The organism is bacterium (assembly GCA_020444325.1).
Lineage (GTDB): Bacteria > Bacteroidota > Ignavibacteria > SZUA-365 > SZUA-365 > BM516.
In genome coordinates this window covers 96677-120479 of the sequence record JAHLLD010000014.1, presented here as the reverse complement: position 1 = coordinate 120479, position 23803 = coordinate 96677, and the positions used below count along the sequence as shown (strand labels likewise).

At 51.8% G+C, this 23803-nt stretch carries 17 protein-coding genes; 8 read left to right on the top strand and 9 right to left on the bottom strand.

Annotation, left to right across the window (positions count from 1 at the left end; translation table 11 throughout):
• Window positions 1-95: 95 nt before the first annotated feature.
• The 5 genes from KQI65_15945 (at window position 96) to KQI65_15925 (ending at window position 4637) form a co-directional block, all read left to right on the top strand.
• Window positions 96-524: a DUF3659 domain-containing protein gene (locus KQI65_15945; GenBank protein ID MCB2206236.1), complete on the top strand. Its 429-nt coding sequence runs from the start codon at window positions 96-98 to the stop codon at window positions 522-524.
• A gap of 83 nt (window positions 525-607) precedes the next feature.
• The gene (locus tag KQI65_15940) at window positions 608-1432 is read left to right on the top strand and encodes a hypothetical protein (protein ID MCB2206235.1); all 825 of its coding nucleotides are present in this window, start codon (window positions 608-610) and stop codon (window positions 1430-1432) included.
• Window positions 1433-1512: 80 nt separating this feature from the next.
• A complete protein-coding gene (locus KQI65_15935) occupies window positions 1513-3489 on the top strand; it encodes a DUF2779 domain-containing protein (protein ID MCB2206234.1) in 1977 nt (658 codons plus the stop codon).
• A gap of 59 nt (window positions 3490-3548) precedes the next feature.
• A complete protein-coding gene (locus KQI65_15930; GenBank protein MCB2206233.1) occupies window positions 3549-4199 on the top strand; it encodes a hypothetical protein in 651 nt (216 codons plus the stop codon).
• A 93-nt stretch (window positions 4200-4292) separates the two neighbouring features.
• Entirely contained in the window at window positions 4293-4637 is a 345-nt protein-coding gene (locus KQI65_15925; GenBank protein ID MCB2206232.1) for a hypothetical protein, read from the top strand.
• A 262-nt stretch (window positions 4638-4899) separates the two neighbouring features.
• On the opposite strand, the gene KQI65_15920 is transcribed toward KQI65_15925, so the two are convergent.
• Complete coding sequence (locus KQI65_15920) at window positions 4900-6861, bottom strand: T9SS type A sorting domain-containing protein (protein ID MCB2206231.1); 1962 nt, start codon at window positions 6859-6861, stop codon at window positions 4900-4902.
• A gap of 378 nt (window positions 6862-7239) precedes the next feature.
• Window positions 7240-8163, bottom strand: a complete 924-nt coding sequence (locus tag KQI65_15915; protein ID MCB2206230.1) for a hypothetical protein — start codon at window positions 8161-8163, stop codon at window positions 7240-7242.
• Window positions 8164-8393: 230 nt separating this feature from the next.
• Between KQI65_15915 and KQI65_15910 the strand changes: the two genes are divergently transcribed.
• The 3 genes from KQI65_15910 to KQI65_15900 all read left to right on the top strand — a co-directional run bounded on the left by KQI65_15910 (window position 8394) and on the right by KQI65_15900 (window position 11284).
• Entirely contained in the window at window positions 8394-9254 is an 861-nt protein-coding gene (locus tag KQI65_15910) for a WYL domain-containing protein (protein MCB2206229.1), read from the top strand.
• Window positions 9255-9870: 616 nt separating this feature from the next.
• Window positions 9871-10422 carry a tetratricopeptide repeat protein gene (locus tag KQI65_15905; GenBank protein ID MCB2206228.1) on the top strand — a complete coding sequence of 184 codons (552 nt, stop codon included), beginning with the start codon at window positions 9871-9873 and terminating at the stop codon, window positions 10420-10422.
• A 4-nt stretch (window positions 10423-10426) separates the two neighbouring features.
• Window positions 10427-11284, top strand: a complete 858-nt coding sequence (locus KQI65_15900) for a hypothetical protein (GenBank protein MCB2206227.1) — start codon at window positions 10427-10429, stop codon at window positions 11282-11284.
• A gap of 44 nt (window positions 11285-11328) precedes the next feature.
• Here KQI65_15900 and KQI65_15895 read toward each other — a convergent pair whose 3' ends face one another.
• The 7 genes from KQI65_15895 to KQI65_15865 form a co-directional block, all read right to left on the bottom strand.
• Window positions 11329-12039, bottom strand: coding sequence for a CDC27 family protein (locus KQI65_15895; GenBank protein MCB2206226.1), 711 nt, complete (start codon window positions 12037-12039; stop codon window positions 11329-11331).
• An 88-nt stretch (window positions 12040-12127) separates the two neighbouring features.
• Entirely contained in the window at window positions 12128-12892 is a 765-nt protein-coding gene (locus KQI65_15890; protein MCB2206225.1) for a L,D-transpeptidase family protein, read from the bottom strand.
• 615 nt (window positions 12893-13507) lie between these two features.
• Entirely contained in the window at window positions 13508-16930 is a 3423-nt protein-coding gene (locus KQI65_15885) for a T9SS type A sorting domain-containing protein (GenBank protein MCB2206224.1), read from the bottom strand.
• 36 nt (window positions 16931-16966) lie between these two features.
• Window positions 16967-19459: a T9SS type A sorting domain-containing protein gene (locus KQI65_15880; GenBank protein MCB2206223.1), complete on the bottom strand. Its 2493-nt coding sequence runs from the start codon at window positions 19457-19459 to the stop codon at window positions 16967-16969.
• A 214-nt stretch (window positions 19460-19673) separates the two neighbouring features.
• Entirely contained in the window at window positions 19674-21044 is a 1371-nt protein-coding gene (locus tag KQI65_15875) for a hypothetical protein (protein ID MCB2206222.1), read from the bottom strand.
• A 78-nt stretch (window positions 21045-21122) separates the two neighbouring features.
• Window positions 21123-22145, bottom strand: coding sequence for a hypothetical protein (locus tag KQI65_15870; GenBank protein MCB2206221.1), 1023 nt, complete (start codon window positions 22143-22145; stop codon window positions 21123-21125).
• A 100-nt stretch (window positions 22146-22245) separates the two neighbouring features.
• Window positions 22246-23619: a hypothetical protein gene (locus KQI65_15865; GenBank protein MCB2206220.1), complete on the bottom strand. Its 1374-nt coding sequence runs from the start codon at window positions 23617-23619 to the stop codon at window positions 22246-22248.
• Between the last annotated feature and the right edge of the window lie 184 nt (window positions 23620-23803).

The window sequence follows — 23803 nt, the reverse complement described above, 5'->3', positions numbered from 1 at the left end:
CTCAGCCCGAAACAGCCATTTTCACCAGCGTCGCAAACTGGCAGCAATAGTTGTTTATGCGCAGCACCGGGAACACTACACATGCACGAGATCGAATGCAGTCCTGCATTTTGCAGCTCTTCGTCCTGTGCCTGCTCGCCGTCCCGGCGCAGCTCCCCGCGCAGAAAATAACCGACGCCATGAACCGCCACGTGCTGACCGTACAGTCCGACGGCCGCATCCTCTCCCCACAAAACGTCACACTCGGCCACTTCAAACCCGACGGCCGCATCGTCGACGCCCGCAACCGCCTCCTCGGCCGGATTTCAAAAGAAGGACGGTTTTACAGTCCATCAAACAAGCTCCTCGGCCGCATCGACCCGGACGGAAAGGTGTGGGATGCGCAGAATGTATTGCTGGGGAGGGTGGAGGATGGACGAGTGTATGACAAGAGCAACCGGCTCATCGCGAAAGGCGCAGGGGTGAAAGCGAAATTTCTAGGGTGGAGTTTGTTCTTAGGTGAACGAAATGACTTTACAAAGTGAAATTATTAGATAGGTGGTATTTGACACACGATCATTCCGATTGGTGTCTGAATAGTAGGTATTACGATTTCTAGGAGTTGCTCATGCATAAGAGACGTACGAAATCCCAATTCTCTGCAAATTTCGACCTTAAGAAGTACGCAGAAGTAGTGAGAGGCCACTACAATACAACAATTAAGCCAAATTGTTTAAGTAGTGGCTGTCTCGAATATCTACGGAAAAACACGGATGGCAAAGGAGTATATTACTTTTTACCTAATCCTAAACCTCAGTCGTTGCCAGTACGACATTTCATTATCTGTCATGAACCATCTACGCAGAGGGGCAGTTACTTTGATGCCATGTCTGAAGTGCAAAAGGGGAATCGAAACTTTCACCCTGCAAAGAGAGATGGGTTGCTTGTTTTTATGCTGGCTCTGATGCATGCGACCAGTGGGCAGGTATATATGACTGATTTGAGTAAATGTGCAATGAAATCAAGTGAACCGACAAAAGAGGAAACAAGAATACTGAGATACTCAAATTGTCAACCATTGCTTGAGTATGAATTGGATAGCTATACGGATAGCCGGACTCGTTATTACCTCCTTGGTACAGAGAAATTTATCGAATATCTCCCTTCCGACTTGCAGGAAAAAGTGAATTTGTTGCCACACTACTCTCTGAGATTGTCAGTACCTCAATATCTTTGGAAGATTCTGGGAAAAAAACTGCAGTCTGAAACAACGAAACAGTATAATTCTGCCTTAGATGCCTTTGATACATGGTATATAAAACAACTCGAGACCAATGATTATATGATGAAGAATATCCGAGGAGTACTGCGTCGGTGTAGAGATTCCGAGGAAATATCTCATACTGCACTATTTAATTTCTATATGTATTCTAAATTACTTACCGTAGACTAATGATAAGCATCTATCCTGAGAAAGGGATAATCGTCCATATGTCCCAGGGAAAGGTGAATAGACCAGCTATATGACCGCGTATGAACAGAATCATCACTCTCACCAAATCCCGTTTCAAACTCGCCTGCGAGTGTCCAACAAAACTCTTCTACACAGGGAAGAAGGAGTACGCCAACCAGTCACTGAGTGATCCCTTCCTGGCTGAACTTGCGAAAGGAGGCTACCAAGTAGGGGAGTTGGCGAAGCTTTACCATCCGGGTGGGGTGGACATCAAATCGCTTGACTACGATGAGTCTCTTGCACAGACTAACGTAGCGTTGCAACAGGAGAATGCCACTATTTACGAAGCCGCTGTGGCCTATGAGAACCTGTTCATCCGCATCGACGTGCTGGAGAAGAGAGGGAATCATCTGCATCTCATCGAAGTGAAGGCGAAGTCCTTCGATCCCGACGATCGGGATGCCTTTCTGACTCGGAAGGGTACGATCAAGGGCAGCTGGCGGCCATATCTCTACGATGTGGCATTTCAGAAGCATGTCCTGACGCACGCTTTTCCGGGAATGGTGGTTTCTTCATACCTGATGATGGCTGATAAATCCGCCGAATGTCCGACGGACGGACTGAACCAGAAACTGCGCATCACCAGAAACGCTCAGAATCGACTTGAAGTGATCGTCTCCCCCGAAATGAACGACGCGGACCTGTTCGTGCCTATTCTGGCGAAAGTCAACGTGGATCCGTATGTGGATCTCATCTGGGAGAACCACGACAGCGATCCTGCGAACTTGCTTGGCTTCGAGGACCGGATTGCGCTTTACGCCGCTTCCTATGCCGATGACAGGAAAATACTCCCCGTACTTTCGAGTACTTGTGCTTCCTGTGAATTTCGATGCAGTGAGGAAGACTTCGTTGCCGGAAAACGGGATGGGTACAGGGAGTGCTTTTCGGAAGTGCTCGGTTGGGACGAAGCGGACTTCGCAGACCCCACGGTTTTGACTCTCTGGAATTTCCGGCGCAAGGATGAGTTGATCGAAGATCGTCGTATCAAGATGACCGATGTCACAGAAGACGACATCAAACCATCCCCGGATGGAAAGCCCGGGCTCTCGACGTCCGAGCGGCAGTGGATGCAGGTGGACAAGATCCATCGCGGCGACGACTCGCCCTGGATCGACACCGATAGTCTTCGCCGGGAGATGCACAGCTGGCGCTTCCCGCTCCACTTCATCGATTTCGAGACGACGATGGTGGCTATACCTTTTAACGCCGGTCGACGTCCATACGAAGAAATCGCTTTCCAGTTCTCCCATCATGTCGTCCATGAGGACGGACGCGTTGAGCACGCCGGACAGTATCTCAACGCAAAACCCGGTGTGTTTCCGAACTACGACTTCGTACGTGCGCTGAAACGGGAGCTGGAACAGGACGACGGCAGCATATTCCGCTACGCGGCGCATGAGAATACCTACCTCTGCAAGATCCATCAGCAGCTCAGGGCAGACCCCGGTGTGCCGGACCGGGACGAGTTGTGCGCCTTCATCCAGACTATAACGCGTTCTACCGGTTCAAGCGTCGAGACATGGGAAGGAGAACGGAACATGATCGACATGCTCGAGCTGGTCAAACGCTACTACTACGATCCATACACGGGCGGCTCGAATTCAATCAAGTACGTCCTGCCCGCGATACTGCAGAGGTCCGAATTTCTGCAGCATAAATACAGCGAACCCATCTATGGGGCTGCCGGCGGAATTCCAAGCAAGAATTATCAGGATTGGCGCTGGATCGTGCGCGACAACGATACAGTTCGTGATCCTTACAAACTCCTGCCGAGGTTGTTCCAGGATATTGATCCAACCGATGAGGAGCTCCTCAGTGAAAGCGATGAACTGAAAGACGGTGCTGCTGCCATGACCGCCTACGCGCGCATGCAGTTCGAGGAGATGGGCGACGCCGAACACCGTCATCTCCATGACGCCCTGCTGCGCTATTGCGAATTGGATACGATGGCGATGGTCATGATTTATGAGGGCTGGCGTAATTTGCTGGTCCCATGATGTAGTTATTGGTTTGACAAATAGAATTGGTCCATTTTTTTACAAAAATGAGGTGAACAATGGGGTCCCCGGAATCGATTGAACAATATGTAAATGAACTCAAACAACGACCATTTCCTGCTGATCTTGATCTGGCGGTGAAACCGTTCCAATTGGCAATGACTCCAGCCGGATTTGGGGAGTTTAGAGCGAAGTTTGAAAAATGGGATAAGAAAGCTGAGAAACATGTATACATCCATACCTATCAGGATAATGCTGGCGGTACAAGAATTATTCGGGTTGGTTCCGCCCTAAAAGGCATAATCTCCAGGTGGTTTACGAGCGCTGGCAACCACTACAACACGTACGCATGGGCTGTGAAGGAATCGCAAGCGTACACGCAGAAAAGTGCAGATCTATATCCGCACTATCTTCTCTTCTTCGCTGGTCTGCATGAAATGGAAACTACTGTATCAGTGATTCCATTTGATCGTGAAAGTACCAAGGACTATCAGGTGCTGTTCTTTGAAAGTGCACTCATTGACAAGTATAACCCAGTGTGGGAGTCGTCATTCCAGCAATTGAAGAGAAAGAAAAACAAGGAAAGCTTGCTAAAAAAGATCACAGGATATGGCGAAGCGTTGAAATTTATCAATGAGCAGAGAGCATCTCCTCAGTTCGATGACGATCAGAAGCTGCCGGATGCCAGAGACTTGCTCATTAAGCTTTAAATCAATGGCAATGGAGAGCTTTGACAAAATTAGTTTATTCCCATTGAAGAATCTCCATATTACACTATTTACTATGTAATATGAGGTTCCTGGATGCATTCATTATTCGATTCTATCGGTTCGTATGATGAGGCCCCCTTCGGTACTGTGATGGTGCCGCAGGGGGATTTTTATGATATGGCAGATCCCGTGATTCTGGCGCTGGAAAAGGAGATTCTGCACAACGTTAATGTGGCACTGCTGTTGCTCCTGAGCCTGTCGGAGGCCCGGTCGGACACCAATGGAGAAGATGACGGCGTCGTCTCCCTGGTGTACTCTCTCTACCGCACACTCGAGAAGCAGGGATATCTGTTGGCGGGACAGAAAGCACTGAACGAGATCCGCGCTCCGGAAGCTTTGTACGAAGGCTGGTTGATCACACGAATCCTGCCTGGCTAGTGCCATTCCCGTTCAAACACACTTTCGATTCCAGTCAAGCCCCGGATTTGGCGGGGCTTGACTGGAATATGCATCTGATTGTGAAATTGCGGTTCCCATGTCATTGCCAGACCGCTTGATGGTCAGAGACGGCCGATGCTGACCTGACCCGATATACCGGTTGATCGACCTCAGACAGTTCGCAATCCTCACGAAGATATACTTGCCTGGTGAAGGTCCATATCCTGGTGCTAGATCATCATGTCTCTTTGATATATCGTCGTTACTTCGAAAGAGTCATCTTTATTGTTCGCACTTCATGTCCACTGAACATTGTGCAGAAGTAGATTCCCGAAGAGAATGAGTCGGCATTGAACTCCGCGCTGTATGTCCCGGCGGACTGGTGCTGATCTGCCAACTCCTCGACCTCTCGTCCATGGGAATCCGTGACTACGATGCGAACGTGTCCATCCTCCGCGAGGGTGTAGGGTATGCTGGTTGATGGATTGAAAGGATTTGGGAAATTCTGTCCGAGAGTCATGTCTGACGGAGGTATAACTTCTCCACTGAACAACTTGCTTATTGCATGCGGTGCTGTGACAGTTGTTTGCGCTTCGGTCCAGTTGCCGCCGACGTCGACCGCACGATAGGTGATTGTGTATACACGCCCGCTTCCGGAACCGGAGCGCTCCGCTCGGAGTGCGAATGACAGATCGTAGGTTCCCGTCTCAGCGAGTTGAATATCATCCGGGGTGTCACCATCACCGATTCCGTTTTCCGCTTCGCTGCTGACAATCGAAACAAGCGTGACTTCCGGAGTTCCGCAATTGTCAGTCGCCGTGACTGTGACATTCACAGTCTGCATCTGGTGATTGCATGGCCAGAGGTATGTGGGCGAAGTGCTGATGCTGAGCTGTGGGGGAGTAATATCGTCAACGACGACGAGCTGAGTCTGGTAGGTAGGGGCACTGACACCGTCGTCGTACTTCCATGTGATAGTGTATGTCCCCTGCTCGGTGTAGGAGAGCGGATCATCCGTCGTGCCGTATATCGTGCCTGCAACCTCGCTGTTCGCTGTCGGAGTTGTGTTCACTGTTACGGAACATTCCCCGACCAGAGAGGGGAGATTATCCAGATCCGGGGTGGGGGATTGATAACAGCTGTTCAGGAAGATGGAAACTGTATTTGCACCGAAATTGCTGACCGCAAGGTCAAGCCCACCTGTCTCATTCAAATCCGCGGCCGCTATCCCGCGCGGGTCGTTTCCGACAGGAAGATTCGTCGCTGTACCGAAGCTGCCGTTACCGTTTCCAAGCAGGATGCTGATGTTGTCGGATTCCCCATTGGCGACGACGAGATCAAGCTCATCGTCACGGTTGACGTCGGCTGTGATTATAAAATAGGGGAATGTGCCGATGTCGTAGTAGGTAGGGGAGCCGAAATTTCCACCGCCGCTTCCCAGCATGACCACCGCCTTGCTGTTCACCGAAATTGCGGCGGCAATGTCGGTGATCCCATCGTTATTGAAATCTCCTGCGGTAACACAGTATGGCTTCTGATTGACAGTGTAAGAGACCGGGGAAGCGAACGCTCCTTCTCCATTTCCGAGGTGCACCGTTATACTCGGCGAGTCACCGTTCGAGACTATCAGGTCAAGCGTCCCGTTTCCATCGCAATCATTCAGTACGACAAAGTTCGGGTTTGATCCGGCCGCTATGAATACGGGGCTTGCGAAACTGGCCGGCCCGGTGCGTAACACGATGGCAATATTGTCCGTTCTCTCACAGGCAATAACCAGATCTGTCCAACCGTTTCCGTCGAGATCCCCTGAGACGATGGAGCGAGGGTAGCTTCCACTGCCGAGGGAGGTGTGTGTGGCGGTGCCGAAGGTGCCATCACCGTTGCCAAGTAAAATCGAAAATGTGCCCGCATACCAGTTCGCCGTGGCGACATCGGGTACATTGTCGCCGTTGTAGTCACCAGTTGCGATTGCCATGACCGGTCCGTTGCCGACTGCGAAAGATGCAGCACTTCCGAATGTCCCATCCCCATAACCAGGCAGAATGTAGATATTGTCTGAAGCGTAATTGGCGATCAAGAGATCAAGATGTGCATCTGCATCGAGATAGGCAGCGTTGACCGAGTAAGGATAGCTTGCAGTTGAGATCGTGGTTGGTGTGGATAGGTTTGGTGTTGAACATTGCGCTTGCAGCTTCGCCGTAAGGAACAACGCACAGGCTGCCATTACGAACAAGCTCCCAATTCTTAACCCCATTTTCATAAAGCCTCCAGAATATCAGGAAAATAAATCGGTCCGAATCTATGTGAACTCGGGTTGCGATCACAGTCCCCCTGTGCAAGAGAAACGAAACAACCAATCCCCCCCAGCTCATCTGAGGATGGCTGAAGATTGGGCGTTCAATCATGTGATGTCTGTAGAATGCTCATGTGAAAGATATGCATTGCACTTCAGAAAGGCAACGATCAGGATAGAATACTCCGAGATATAGTGCTTTCGCCCGATCGAAACCTGGTTTTTAGAGATGTATTTGCTCCACTGCATGGTCTGTATGACATCGGAAAGTCTGCTGATTTGATCAAAACTAACTATCACGCTTGGTACTCATCCCCCCCCGGTCTTCTCCAGCACCATCACGGACTGATGCACGAGTGAGTTTTCGTAGGTCAACTGAAATCCGGTGGCCATGTCGTCGTTGAATCGTGTTTCTTCTCCGAGTGCGACGCTCGGGTGGAGTTCGGACTCGATGTCGGAGAGGCGATCCATGAAGTCTACCGCGCGGAAGGATGCTTCTGTCGGTTTCGGCATGGGCACGTCGGGGTCGAGATGGACAGCTTCGATGGCGACGGCGCGAAGGACTTTGGGGAGATATGAGGCGCAGATGTTACGGCGGTTGAAGATGTCTATGCCGAGCAGCTGTTTCCCGATCAGGATGGCGAAGCCGTTGCTCTCGGGAACACCCTGGAACAGGCGTGTCAGGGCATCGATGTCTTTCTCAAGGTGCTCGTATGTGTCGGCGAGGGAGAGGGAAGGGGAGTTGACGTTATGCGCTCCGTCGATGGAGGAGACTTCATTCCATACGCGGGACTGGTTTGCCGTGTGTCGTCCGCTGGTGCGCAGCGAATATGCGACGCTTTCGGATTTCGCAGCGCGGACGCTGCGGGGCGCGACGCTGCGGGAACCGCGGAAGGTGCGGGATGTGTAGTGCCAGCGGCCCTGCTCGACGCAGCTTACCGGAACGACGGTACGGCTCCGCGGGGCGAGAAACACCGAGGTGTTCAATACCCGCGTCTGCTTCGCTCCTTCGAGCATGTCGCCATCCATCATGAATATGAATTGATCAGAGTTGTTAAGGACTTCAAGGCTGTTTACGTCGCCTGCATCGCTGACTTCCCTTACCTCCACACTCCCGGAAGCAATCGCCTCTTCGCATGCCAGGTATGTCAGCGTGTCCATCGTCGGTGTCGCAAGGTGCACGCAGCTGATGGCTCCGTGCTGTTCTACTCGCAGTGATTTCAGATAGTTCATTGGTGTACCTCCTTTGAGATACATAATGTAGACATGAATGGAGGTTACTTCCGTATCATCCGGTGATACTTCGGGCGCAGCGGTGCCGGGAGCAATGCACAGTTGGGGAAAGCTGTCCTCTGCAGATGATGTACGTCCCTGATTTGAAGTCACGCATTGTACTTTGTCCCTGTCATCCTCATATTATATCCGTATCGAATTCAGCGATTATTGCGGAGGCGAACGGGAACATGCTGGACATTCAAACGAAACTGAAACGGCAACTGGAGATCGTGGGACTCGCGGTAGAAAATGAACGGGAACTGCGGCCGGTGGACCTGGCGGAGATGTACGGCTGCGAAGAGCTTACCATCAAACGTGATTTGAGTGAACTACGCGGCAGTGGGATCGACGTTCATTCACATCGGAATGGAGGCGTGCGCATCGATACTCCGATTCCGCCGCGTCGACTCAGGGAACTCGTGGCGCAGTACCTCTCACTCTGCGTGGCGCAGAGGGGAGTGGACAATGCCGTCGGACTCATGGTGCGAAAGCGTGGCGTCCGTGCGCTGCATACTGCGGTGCTGCTGCAGCGCTGCATCGAACAGCGGCGTATCGCCGTGATCGACTACAGGAAGGAGGCAGGGGATAAGAACGGCTTACGGGAAATTGCACCGCTGCTGCTGTTCCAGAGCGACCGCTACTGGCGTGTGCTCGCCATGCACGATGACCGCATCAAGCAGTTCCATCTCAACAAGATTGCATCTGTCAACCCCGGCAGCAGGCGCTTTCGTCCAGTCCCCGCATCGGACATCGAGGCGCTGTTCCGGCATTCCTTCAAAAGCTGGATCGGCACCGAGGAATATCGTATCCGTCTGCACCTCTCACCGCTCTGGGCGCAGCGCCTGAAACCGCGTCAGTTGTTCGAATCGCAGCTTGTGACCGAAGAGTCCGACGGCGCCATCGTTCTCGAGGCGTCCGTGAATTCACTCGACGAAATTGCTTCCTGGGTCGTCAGTCGCGGCGAGGGTGTCACGGTTCTCGATCCTCCTGCACTGCGCGAGAAAGTCATCACGCTCGCGCAAGGTGTCCTGCGGAACTATCAAGTGTGATCTGCATGCAGTCAGTTTATGAAGATGAGTATCATACGATGATACTTATCGTCCTCTATGCTGATTTTTCTTGACATCGCTGCTCCGCGGATATATATTGGTCCCCCAATCATCACCAACATACCGCATCTGCCTCTGAATCCTCGCTACTGCCCGTTCATATTCCTTCCCCAGAACACAAAGGCAGAGGACAGAGGTAATACAAAACACATAACGAAACCGTTTTCACCATGAGAAGTCTGCATGGAATGCAGCATCATGGGTTGTATAGGGATGTATGTTCTTTGACATATGAAAAAGTGCCTTTTGTCATTGTAAAAATGGCAGGGACTGCAATAATCGAAAAATGAGAAAACGTTATTCCGCGAAAATTATCGAATCATATCATTATTAAATTCATTTCTTCGGGTGAGAATATCCGTCACGTTTTCGTGAACAAAACTCACAATCTGATAGCTGGGATTGTGCTTCCTGCATAATTCTACGCTCTGATCCCATCTGGCATGGTAGTTGCACTTTCCCATAGTGACACTTTCTACCCCATCAAATATTATCCCTTTTATCATCCTGTTGCACGGGGGAGTCGATTTATATCACTCAAACGACAGGAGGAGTCATGCGCTACATCATCAATCCCGCCATCATCATTCTCCTGACTTTTTTCCCCGCAGTTGTGCTTTTTGCGCAGGAGGAAAATTCCGATCTCGCCATGGCCGAATCGTTCTTTGATCGTGAGGACTGGGAAAACGCCGCCCGTTCTTATGACCGTGTGATTCAGGCCGAATCCGAAACACCGTTTGTTCTCCATCGCCTGGCGTATTCACTGCTCAAGTGCGATCACAACATGAAAGCACGCGTCGTGCTCGAGCGCCTGATCGCGCTGAATCCCGACGATGACCTCGCGCACTATAATCTCGGCATCCTGTACTGGTCCACCGATCGTCCGCTGCTCGCCATCCCTTGTTTCAAATCAGCAGTGCGCATCGACTCGGCCTGGGCGGACGCCTGGTACTGTCTCGGACTTATTTACGTGGATCTCGAGCGTCCCGACGACGCATGGCGCATGTGGGACAGGGTTCTGCCGCTTGACGCGGATATGGCCGCTGACCTACATGAGCGTGTCAGCTATCTCGAGCGGTATTTGAACGATCCTGTCCAGGAATGGTGACGATATGCTGAAAAACCGTGAAGCGTTCCGTGAAGCGACGGACCTGTGGATCGACAAGATAGCCTCTGCTCTCTTGAGTGAGGAGGAAGACCTTGAAACCATGAACGAACTCCGTCAGCAGATGAACCTGCGTCTGTCAGGGAAGCGCGCCACCGGTACCGGGGCATTGCACATGCTGATGCAGTGGCCGCAGCTTCCTTATATAAGGAAGAGCATGCAGCTGACCGCCATGCTCGATCTCAAGCCGAAGAATGCATGGGTCATGTACGGCTTCGTCTTAGAGCCGATTGAAAGCTGGGCGGATCATCATATCATCCTGAGCTGGAGGAAGTCCTTCAGGCGGAAAGAAAAATTCAGTGATGACTCGGCCAGGTACACGGAGACCAGGGGCTACGTAGAATATATTCCCGCAATGGCGGACTTGCAGCCAGTCGATGACGGTATAGATATCAGTCTGAAGGCGCAGCTTCCCGGGGGACGCCCGATCGACGTCTGGAAAAAATTCCCTCTGAAGCAGCGGGAAGAACCGATGTGGATGCGGCAAATGCACAGACGCCAGGAAGCGCTTGCCCAGACACATGCAATGTCAGAATATCTTGCCGTCCAGCGCGGAGACAAACCGTCGCGGTACAGAACATCGCCACCCGATGAATGCGACCTGTGTGGACGATCGTTCCGTGATCTCGACTATCTCGTCGATGGACGCGTGGGAAAGGGACTCCGCTGGGCGGACATGTGCGTCAATTGTTTTGCAGTGAACGGGGGTGTGGTCGGCTGGGGGAGTGGACAGATGTATCAAAAACAATCCGATGGGAAATGGCTGCTCGTCGGCGGCTACCCTCCCGATCGTGAGGAACTCTGACGACATTATGCGGCGTCCCGTGTCTGCGGGACGCCGCTTTTGTTTCACCGACTGTCAGGAAAGATGCGCTGCAGCAGGATATCCCGGTGCTCGATGGGGAATTCCGTGCTGCATACGTCCGGCGCCGTTGTGAGCTTGAATCTCGACTTCAATGTAAACAGTGCGCGGAGGAAGAAGAGCTGCTGCGCGGCGCGGCGGTCGAACACGGAGACGGGACAGCGCCAGACCGGCACCCATGCGTTTTCCGTTTCGATTTCCAGCCAGGATTGTCCCTGCGGTAGAACGCAGAGAAACTGATTCTCCGGGCCATAAATGATGCTGAGGTCGAGTGCCCGTGCAGTGCGCAGTTGCCCTTCTTTCAGCCAGACCATGCCGACAAAGTGAATGGGCTGCAATTCCGAGTGGTACATGCGCTCGATCATATCCAACGCCATGTTCTCCTCGAGTTCTTCCACATCGCGCAGATGATGACCGTCCCTCAGCGTGAACGCCCGCTGCAGCATCGCGCAGCCGGGACGCGATTCGGGATCACTGGAGCGTGCCAGTGTATTGTACGCCTGCACCGCGCTATCATATTGCCCGAGCCGGAAATGTGCCAGCGCGAGGTAATACATCGAACGGCAGTTCCCGGGATCGAATTTCAGGCTGTGCTGAAGCGAAGGGACCGCGGCGGCGTAGGCACCGACTTCAGTGAATACAATACCGTTGTGCTGTGTGACTTTCGGATCGTCGGGGAGGGGAATGTTGAGGGACATGGGGATACTCCTTTTTAGCTGTTCAAAAAATCGTGGCCGCAATAGGGATCAAATCGCCACGGGAGTCTTGGCTCCGTTGAGAAGGTGCTTATTTGGATTGAGGGACAAGATAGCACGCGTCGGCAGTCACTCGCGCTCGGGGAATCGAACCCGTGTCTCGGAAACAGCGCCACAGGTCGCGCATGTTTTCTATGTGATTGCGCAGCAGCAGCCAGTAGACGCTCCCGGTTTCCTCGTACTGTTCGTCGGCATGAAAGAACATCTGCTGATACGCCGCCTCGCTGTCGTAAGGGAGAAGCAGAACCGGGATGCTCTGCTTTTTACTCGGACGCGACGCGACAAGCAGGTAGAGTTTCTCTATCACCTCATCCGTCATCGCGATGCAGCCAACCGAGGCGCATTTCCCGTGAATGAAAATATCTCCGCCCTGTGACCAGCGTTCCCCCTTCGAAGCGCTGTGCTTCTTATACCGCGCATCATCAACCTGATTGGGATAATTGATCTTCATTGAAAGGTGATAGCTGCTGGCGGAATTGAGAAGAGAGATGTGATAGATGCCTTCCGGCGTGCGTCCATCACCCTCGCGTGCCTTGAATCCGGGCGTCACATCCATCGCACAGACCTCAAAGCTTGCGATCGTGTCCTGTCCGCCGTCCAGTCGGACCACATGGAGCATAGGGGGACGCTTGGTCACGACGAAGCCGATGTCTGCCTTATCCCAGCCCCCGGCGCCAAACACCGAATCCCAGAATGCAGCGTGTGATGCTCGAAGCTTGCTCAGCTGGGCAGGGGCGGGTGCCGTACTGATAAACAGCATCAGGGTAATGAGCGCAATACGTAGATGGGATTTCAATGTGGACTCCGTTTTAGCTGTTTGTGTCTGGCCGCAATAGGATCAAATCGCCAAGTAGTATGATATGTCATTCTCTAAACATGATCAATGCAAATATCCTGCCATCCTATTCAGGTTGTATTTTCAGTGGAATTGTCAAGACAGACGTGAGAAATCTGCACGCTGCAGTGACAACATTGCACACTGGCAGGGTGATGAGCAGTAGTCGAATAGTGAGATGATGGTTGCATCAATGCTGGCTTTGTGCAACCTTAGCAGAATGATTGAGGTATTTAATCCACCGGTCGTTTGTCCCGTCGGCAGCGGTGCGCTGCCTGCCAGTCGACTCATTGACGATCACGGGGAGAGACGACTCCGGGATGCCGTAGCCAAACCAATCCAATGGTACAGACGCACGTTATTCCCGCTATACCATACTGGCATGCTAGGCAGGATGGGGCCTTCACGAAGAACGGAATCGCAGCAGCGTGCGGCTTGGAGAGAGTTGAAGAGCATTCTTCCCTGATCTGTGGGTATGGCTTGCTACAGCATTTTCCACGCTCCCTGGAATATGCATGCGTCGTGCACGGAGCGGGGTGAAGGGGCTTTCGCCCCTTCACATTTTCTCGATGCATATCACTTCAGCAGAGTCATCCGGCGAGAAAGTACCTGTTCGTTCCACTGGAGGCGGTAGTAGTACACTCCTGACGCGAGATTCATTCCATCAAATATGATGTGGTGGTGACCTGGAGACCTCATCTCATCGACAAGCCGCCTGATTTCGCGACCGAAATGATCATATATTGTCAGTTTTACTTTGCCAGCCAGAGGAATTGTGTACGCGATTTCCGTGGTTGGGTTAAACGGATTCGGGAAGTTCTGAGAAAGCCAGAGCTGACCGGGAAGTGCATCGACGGGATGACTCTCCTTCGCTGGCAGGCATTGTCCGAGATAGTCGCCATGCTTGAGATGACCCTCCGCGGCACTTGGCCCGATACAAAGTGTGTTTCCGCCTGTGCACTTGTGGCAGACCAAAATACGTACAGGGTTGTTCCCGCAGACGATATTCTGTACGACTATGTTGATGTCCTGCTCGCCGGTGCAACCAAATGCGTTTGTCCCGATTGCTGTATACGTGGTTGAGGCGAGGGGACTTACTGTGATGGACTGCTGGTTCTGTGCAATGAGCGTTGATCCGTCATACCAATCATATGACATTGCAGGAGAGGCAGTCAGTGTCACAGATGAAGGACCATAGCCCAGGTACAGGGTGTTGACATCGCCACCGGGGTTCACGGGGACTGCAGGATCTGAGGTGATTGTGAATTCCGGAGGCTGACCGATGAGGGTCACTTGCGCATCGCAAGAGGCACTTTGCCCGAGCGCATCTCGCACGGTGAGCGTGATCATAGCCGGTGAGGCATCCGAGCAGGTGAACGCAGACTTTGAAATCTCCATACTGACAATACCATTGTCGTCCGAGCTGCCTCCATCCACCTCCACGGCTTGAAGAGTTGTTACCTCGCCACTCAGTGTGATCGTGATATCCCTGCACACTGCAACAGGCGGATCATCAGCATCAATGGTCAGATCTGCTCCGTTGTCTGATCCAAAAAGCACAGGACCAGTCGAGACAACACGAATGCGGTACCCCGATCCTGAGGGAATGTTCGAAGGTATTGTAGCGGTCAAGGGCCCTGCACTTCCACTACCGATAACTGTGGGATCCGAAAAATCACCGTTCGGATCGCTCAATTCAACCAGATACGAATTGTTGCAGTAGAAAAATCCGTCCGTGACAAATGCGATGCTGAGCGTAGACTGTGGTAACAGGGGAGCAGTGACTGCCGGAGTGATTACAGGAGCACTGATGCTGCTGCACGCTGTTGTCGTATTCATAAGGAGGGAGAGATTGTCAGTACTAAAATTTGTAGTAACAATATCGGGCTTCCCGTCTCCGTTGATATCGCCGGGGCACGTTAGTCGAGGATTAATGTCTGTCGGGACGGACACGGATAGCTGAAAACCGCACTGAGGATCGCCAAGCAGGATGCGGACACGATTCGATACGTTTTGTGACAGCGCAAAATCGCGGTATCCGTCCGCATTGAAATCCCCTTCGCCAATCGTAGTAATACTCCGGCCTGAGTTGGTTGTATAGGTGATGACGGACGCGAATCCTCCCAGCCCATTTGAAGGCAGGATGTGAAAATCAACCGATCCGACAAATGTACACGCGATATCGGGATACGAATCATTCGTGTATTCACCAACCAGGGAGGACTCAATTTCATCGGGCAAACTTATTGTGACAGGGGCTGTGAAGCCAGCCTGTCCGTCCCCGAGATAAAACAGAGCGCTTTTTGAACCTTTGAGCGGGATGAAGACATCAGGTGCTCCGTCACCATTGAAATCCGCGACTTCTAACCCGCGTGGCTCAGCGCCCAGTGCGTACGACGTTGCGGCGCCGAATGTTGCATCGCCGTTGTTAAGCAGAAGCGAGAAATCATTTGAAAATGTGTTGATGGCAATCAGGTCCGCATCAGCATCACCGTCAACGTCGGCTGCACGGATAACATGCGTATTCTGCCCGGCTGCATAGTGGACCGGTGCCGCAAATGAGCCAAGTCCATCACCCTTCATTACCGATATTCCGTCAATCCATCGATGTCCAGCGGCGATATCCAGGTCGCCGTCGCCATCGAGGTCCTTGAGAACAATTCCGCGGACATTTCCGTGTGCCGGGTACTGAACCGGTGTTTGGAAATCACCATTGCCAGTACCGAGGTAGACTGAGACATTCTTCGAGCTGTAGTTCCCTGTGATGACATCAGGGTTCCCGTCATCGTTCACATCGGCATTGAGGATGCTGGCCGGTGCGGCGATCCCTCCAAATGATATTTTGTCCCGATATGTGAACCCTCCAGTACCATCACCCTCGTAAATGTATACATCACTGGAATACATATGTGAGACGAGGAGGTCTGGCTTCCCGTCGTTCGTCACGTCACTGAATGCTGTTTCCGTGGGATAATCGCCTGCGGGTAGCTTTGTCTTAACGCTGAAGGTCCCACCAGATGCACCCAGGAAGACCGTGACATCATCGGAGTACGCGTTGCATACCGCCAAATCGATAATTCCATCGCCGTTGATGTCGGCGCTGCCGATTCCATTTGGAGCACTTCCGGTGGTAGAATAATCCGTGCGGTTCGAAAATCCCCCGTTGCCATCGTTTAGACGTATGGCGACGCTGTGCAGGCTCCAGCTAACGATGGCGAGATCGTCCATTGAGTCCCCATTGAAATCCCCCGTTGTTACCTGTTGGCAATATGTATGGCCGGGGTACTCAACTGCTGAAGCGAATTTTCCTGTCCCGTCATTCATCAGCACTGTCACGCTGTGGCCGTTCCAGTTTGAAACCACAACATCGAGATACGCATCGGAATTGAAATGACCCAGTGCCACACCGCTGGAGTGATGGTCGGTAAGGTACGAATCACTCAAGCTGAAAATCCCCGCTCCGTCTCCGAGGTATATTTCCGCGTTCTGTGCGTTGGTCGTGAGGTCTGCAACGACGACATCCAGCTTCCCATCATTGTTCATATCAGCTACGGCGACGTGTCCGCGTCCTGTTGAAGGCAATCCGGTAGGAACACCGAATGTCCCATCCCCATTGCCAAGATACGCTTTAAACGGTGCACCTATGACGAGGTCCGTATGTCCATCACCATCCAGGTCGGCAAGTTTCAATGAACTTGTAGGTCCACCAGTTTCTACGCATTCTTTTATGTCAAAATTACCACTCCCGTCTCCTTCGAGGAAAAAGAGATTGAATGATGTGGCGCATGCGACGATAAGATCTTGTTTTCCGTCCTCGTTGAAATCACCAAGTTCAAAATCAATGGCATTGTGTCCCCCGGGTGGGAACGTGTTGGTGACAGAGAAGCTCGCTCCTTCACATGTGGGCTGCGCTTGCAGCGATGAAGGAATGAAGAAAGCAACGAGAAAAAGTAGGGGTACGAGTTCTCTGAGTTGGTGAATGCAATGTTGTCGTATCATAACTACTCCTGATTCGGTGAGAGGTGCACATAGAGTCTACTTAAGCCGTGCCATTCTGCGAGTAAGCGTCTGTCCGTTCCATTCCAGTCGATATATATAGGTACCGGTTGGCAGGTCGGATCCATCGAATACTGCATGATGAATACCGGCGGGAGAGTAGTTGTCGACGAGACGGTATATTTCCTGGCCGAGCAGATTGTACACGACGAGGCGAACCATTCCCGCTTCGGGGAGGCTATACTCTATCCAGGTCGTTGGATTAAATGGATTGGGGCGGTTCTGAGCAAGTGAGAGAAACTCAGGTGAGATGCTGCGCTGCTTTTGCGTCTGACATGCTCCTATGTAATCACCGAGACCGAGATGGGCCTGTACCGCGTTCTCCGCAACACATATTGTTTTCCCCTCATGGCACATCATGATCTTGACTTGATTTGCATTGTTGTTGCAGCGCCAATCCAGCACCTCGATCGAGATAGAGGCCGAGCCAGTACAGCCGTACTCGTTGGTTACAGTCACCGACTCCGTATACGCCCCGGCTTCTGAAACAGCGAATGTCGGTGATTTGATATCAGTACTACTGAGTCGAGGAGAAGCGGCCCATTCGTATGTATCACTTTGAGAGCCGGAAGCGGTCAGCGTCACTGTTTGCGGCCCGAATCCCAGGTAAACAGTGTTCTCCGCGTGATTCAAAACAGTAGGGGACGGGGCAACCTCGATGACCGGATCGGGTACGGCGCCGATGACGTTGACCGTCGCTGTGGTTGTAGCGACGTTGTTGTGGGCGTCGACTGCGGTCAGCGTGACAGTGTTCGCACCGATGTTCAGGCATGTGAACGTGTTGGGGGAGACTGAGAGCGAAAAAGCGCTGCAGGCATCAATCGAGCCACCATCTACATCATCGGGCATGATTTCTGCAGCCCCATCCACGAGAGTGACAGACGCAGCCTTGCTGATTACAGCAGGTGCGGAATTGTCTATTACCGTGATATACCCGGTACAGGTGCTGGATACACCGTAGGTATCTGTCACAGTGAGATTGACTTCAGTTGTCCCAATCGGGTACGGCCCAGGTGGCGTTTGCGTGATGGTAGCGATGTTGTCGTCCGGATCACTGGAGCCATTGTCCATTGATGCGTATGCAGTGCAGGTACCTGTTGCCGCAACAGTCATGGAGGCATGGCAGTTCGCAACGGGAGGATGATTGAATACGAGAAGCGCCAGGAAGCCATCCCACAAGGAGGTCGGACTATTGTGAGGATTAATTGGGTCGCCCCAGCTAGCGTAACTGGTGCCGCAGACCACGAGATTATAATTGGAATCGAATGCTATCCCCCAGCCTCCGTCGTATATGTTTGAGCCGATGAAAGTGTTCCACAACCGCTGTCCTGCAGTATCTACTGCAGCAAGGAAGCAATCAGATCCACCGTCATATGAATCCAGTGGCGTTCCCCATGACACGCCGTATGTCTGTCCTACAATGTATAACGTGCCGTCAGGATGTCTGATTATTTCTCGCCCATCGTCTCTGGATCCACCTCCCAGAAACGTGTTCCAGACTACGTACCCTTCTTTGCTGACTTTGGCTGCAAATGCATCAGTCATTTCTTCCAAATATCCTTCGGTCCACGCTACGATAGGTGTGCCCCATGTTGCGGAACTATGACCAACAAGAAATATGTTATCATCGCCATCTACGGCCAGATGAATGCCCCTGTCATCTCCGGCACCTCCAACGAAGGTGTTCCAGACGAGACCTCCGCTGCTGTCCAGCGCAGCGACGAAGACATCCATGCTTGCAGAAAACGCCTGCACAGGATTCCCCCAGCTTGCATTTCCTGCGCCTGCCACGTAGAGCATCCCGTCCCCGGTTACGGAAATATCACTCTCGTTCGCATCAAAACCGTCGCCGCCAAGAAACGTATTCCACAGCATCTCTCCGTCACTATTGAGTTTTGCCACGAAGTGATCAGAGGAGCTCGAACTGTGCTCTCGAATCGGGGCACCCCATCCAGGATAACCCCAACAGTATCCCGTGATGTAAATATTCCCATCGGCGTCAAGCGCAACAGATTCACCGAAATCCTGATTGTAGCCCCCAGCAAACGTATTCCATATTAGTGAACCGCTACTGTTGAATTTCACAACTTGGATGTCAGCCATTCCCCCACTGGTGTATTGATTAACCGGATTGCCCCAGTTTGCGGTAGTGGATCCGATTGCGATAATGTTACCATTGTCGTCTATTGTGACATCATTGAGGCTGGCGCCTGCCGCCGGGATGTAAGTGTGCCATAGCAGGGCACCGCTGCTACTGAATTTCGCGAGGAAGCCATTTTTCGAGCCTCCTGAAAACGGGATGATTGAATTGTCCCATCCCTCTTGCGCGAGACCAACGACATAAATGTTGTCCTGGGCATCGACGACGGTAGCACGTGCGACATTTGTCCCCACGCCCCCGAAAAAAGTATTCCATTCCAACATCAGGTTCGTGGATGACTGGGCTGTCATAGTCGTGGGATATAGAAACACAGTTATCGCAGCAAGCAGAATGCAGATTCGTATCATGATTCCTCCAAGGGAAATGAAATGGTGGGCGTCGGAAATTATCCTCGGAGAACTTTACCGAGGAGATAGAGGATATCGTCTTGGCGAATATCAGGGATGCCGGTGCACACAGGTATTTTTCCGCGATCTAGCGCAGTACAGTTTTTGAGAATGAAGAGTGCGGTGCACACGGATGCAGCTACCGCTGCAATGTGACCATCCTGGTATGGACTTCGCCGGCAGCATCAAGTAGAAGGACGTACCTTCCTGCCGGGAGTCCGGTACCATCAAATTGGGTTGTGTAGCGTCCGGGATTCATGTTCTGGTCAATCAGCGTTCTTACTCGTCGTCCCAGAAGGTCATAGATGGTGAGATGGACCCAGCCAGAGCGCTGGAGGCGATATGGAATGGATGTCTGAGAGACGACTGGGTGTGGATAACAGCCGCCAAGCAGAGACACATCAGTCATGTTGGTTGCCGAGCCTGGATCGATGTCCAGAAGCCCAGAATGCCATGTTTGTATATAATTGTTTTTGTAGGATGGGTATGAGATACAGGACGTCCATCCGGTCATTGGATCAACGAACGAAACTCCGGTATGGTATTTGTCCATATCAAGGTAGCTCCAAGAAGCTCCATCGTCAGTGGTGTAAGCCGTTCCAGGCAAGTAGTCCCCGACCATCACAAAGGTGCTGGCGGTTCCGGGAACGTACGCGAGACAGGTCCCGGATACCTGAGAAATCGCAGGCTGAACAATCTCCCAGTTTACTCCTCCATCCGTCGTTCGTGCTACAGTCGTTGCAGCGAGCCCCGCAACATTGTCGAGACAGGAAATCGCCAATCCATGAAGTCCATCGCGGAATGCGAGGCTTGTAATGATTCTTGATTCCATTGAAGGAATGCTAACCACATCCCAGTGGTGCCCCCTGTCAGTACTCCGATGGACTCTCCCCATTGACGTTGGGACCCAGATGGTGTCTCCGACAGCTGCCATCGCATTGCTGCTCGACATGAGGATGTTCATTTCACCGCTTTTATACTGTGGTCGATTTTCCACAGGAATGCTTTCCCAGGTTTGACCACCATCATCGGTTACTTTCACAGACCACGAATTAACTTCTACTCCGACGAGCCCTGTAAAAAAATGAATGAACAGTGTCTGAATATTGTGAAGTTGCTCCGTCCATGTCTCTCCGCCGTCGGTGGTGTGTAATATCCCTCCCAGGTTATCACTGGATTGACACATGCAATTGGAAGTAATCCATGCAGTGAATTCATCTAGAGCGAATACGTCCATAAAAAACAGACCATCCGTTTCCGGAACCCGAATTGCCGTCCATGTCGTTCCTCCGTCTGTTGTCCGCAGTACTCTCGGGAAGCCCACAGCTGGGCCAAGTGCGTGCGTCGTATCTGCCAGCGCCCAGACCACATCTTTATTGACGGCCTTCATAGAATAGATCATGTATTGTTCTGGAAGAGAAGGAGTTTCCTGCGGTAGCCATTGTGATGATGCCTGTGCACCAAATAGGAGAACTAGCAGTATTATCATTGGAATTCGCTTCGTATACATTGGTGGATTCCCGGGATTATTTATGAAAATCATGAAACAGGGCGGTCGGAATGATTCTACCTTCGATCAGCTGACCATTCACTTTCTTTCGGCATCCAACAACTGGCGTATTACACCGTCCTCAGTTTGCCAGGTGAGTTCCCATAACATCTTGCCCTCATCAGGAATCGTGATGATCTGTTGAGCGCTGTGGCCCTCCGTAGACTCCAGATCAGAAAGTTCAAGTGTGGGTACCTGTTCCTGTCGCCAATTGCCTTTAAGCGCTGCTGTTTCGCCAGTGCTTGTTGCTTCGAAATACACCATTCGTTTTTGTGACGAGTCCCAACTGTACATTCCTATCCAGTCGACTGTGAAGTCACCCTGCGCATGGAGTACTCCTTTCATCTGTATGGTGTTGGTGTTAAGCACCGTACTACAGTCCATTTCAACGGGCCAGTCGAATTCCGTTCCGTCTCCCATGGTCTGATGAATGCGACCCTCCCAGTGACCCTTCAATAGTGCAAGCTTCGCAGCAACATCTTTCGGGGGACGCAGCATATCGGTTGGACTCCCGAGATCGGTTACCGGTACTTCTGCGCTAACTGCTGCTAATTCAAGGCTGCCTGTCCAGACTTTTCCGTTTCCCCCCAATATGGTGCCAAGGGCAATCTTTTCAGCTTCAACAGGGACGTCGAGTACGATGGTGTAGCTGCTCCAATCCGTTGTCCCTCTGATTGCGCGTCTCTGCATGTTGTCAAATGCAAGGATTTTATGATTCTTGCCATCCACTCTCATCCACAACATTGCTCCAGCATTCACGTCCTCAGTTTTGACATATGCAGAAAGTTGAATCCTCTTCGAGCGATAGTCCTCGGCATCGATAGTACACATCCATGTTCCAAATCCATTGGATTTAGCTCCATCACCGATCATGTACCCGACATCATCGCTGTCATACGGCGCGGTTGGATCTCCCCCACAATCATACGCACCAGATGAAACCCCTTCTGTATACAAATCCCAGTCTTCGAGTGCCTGTGCTGTCATCAGCGATGAGCACAGTGCGAAGACTACGGTTGAAGCAAGAACCCGGAAGCAGTTGGTTATTAGCTGCGTGCGCATGATGTTGTCTCCTCAATTCTCTATGATGTCTGTGAACTCGTGTTTCATAGGTTTCATTTTGATAGCGAACTCCATGATCGGCTTCTTTTACGCAATGAGATTATTTCACAACTGTCAGCTTCCGTGTGCAAATGACACCATCGCAGATCATTCGATAGAAATAGATTCCCGTTTTAAGGTGGTCAAGATTGGTTTTCAATGTGTGACATCCAGCTGCGTACACTCCGTTGGTCAAGAGTGAAATCCGCTGTCCGAGGATATCGTACATGGCGAGATAAACCGCCCCCCTGTGTGGTAGCGTGAATGAGATATTCGCAAGGGTGGAGGCTGGCTCTGGAAAATGATTGTCAAGGCTGGGCAGGTCTGGTGGATTTGGTACAGTCCGGGTCGTGGTGGACAGTGGACTCCCAGCCCACTTTTGGATGAAGCCGTTAGGGTGTTCCAGTGTAGTCTCACAACTGGTCCAGCCGGTAGCTGGATCGACGAACGCGATACTGTTGTGGTTATCATCATCCAGTTTATCCCATGTGCTACCGTCATCATTGCTGTAAGCTGCCCCGGGTGCGTTTGAGTCTATCGCTGATGCGACCATCATGTATGTCGATCGCGCACCCGGTATGTAGGCGATGCAGGCTCCGGAAGGACCGTCGAGCTGGTATACAATGGTCTCCCAGTTTTGTCCTCCATCGCTGGTTCGACTCATGCGTGTCTGAGCCGGATTGAATCCAACATTCTCCAGGCAGGACACGACAATGCCGTGCTGGGAATCTTTGAACGCTATGCTGGTGATCGCTGCATCTGAAGGCAGGGAGGTCTCCGACGCAGACCAGTGATGGCCTCTATCTGACGAGTGAAACACCCGGCCCCGTGATGTTCCGATCCAAACATTGTCACCGGTAATCGCCATCGCATTGTTGCTTGCGTAGAAGATCATGTACTCTCCTGTGAAGAACTCCGGATAGTCCTTCGCTGCAACGCGTACCCAGGTAGCTCCACCGTCCGTACTTGTATGTATGATATGGCGGTTGACTTGCAGACCATCATGCGCATTAAAAAAATGCAGATACACACAGGGGGTATGTGGCAGTTGCTCGATCCATGTCACGCCTCCGTCGATCGTTTTATAGATGCCGCCGTCTCCCGTCCTGAGGTCGTTGACTGCAACCCAGGCTATGTTGGCGTCAATCGCTGTGATGTCTGTGAAAAACATTCCATTCGCTTGCGGAATTGTCTGCATCTCCCATGTGTCTCCGCCATCAATTGTTCGGAGTATGCGGGGAGAACTGGCTGTTGGCCCTTGCAACACGATCGTATCGGCAACTGCCCACACCACATTCTGATCTAGGGGCTTCATGGATGCGACGTAGAAATTAGGTGGCAAGGATACAGCACCCTGTGAAAGCCATTGCGCGTCGAGTTGGGCTGATGTGAAGGAAATAATAATTGCAACGAGGAAACTGAGCTTCATTGACATGGAACCTCCGGGGAAAGTCAAATCTGAATGTTCAGTGGTATCGAGGCCGTGGATTCGATTGCTGCAGGGCATATAGCAGTTACATGCGGAGTGGGGTACTCCACTGGGTGAGGCGTGGGGGTGTGATCTGAAGCAAAAGCAGTAGAATGACATAATATTATCGGAAAAGCGGTTCCCAATGTCA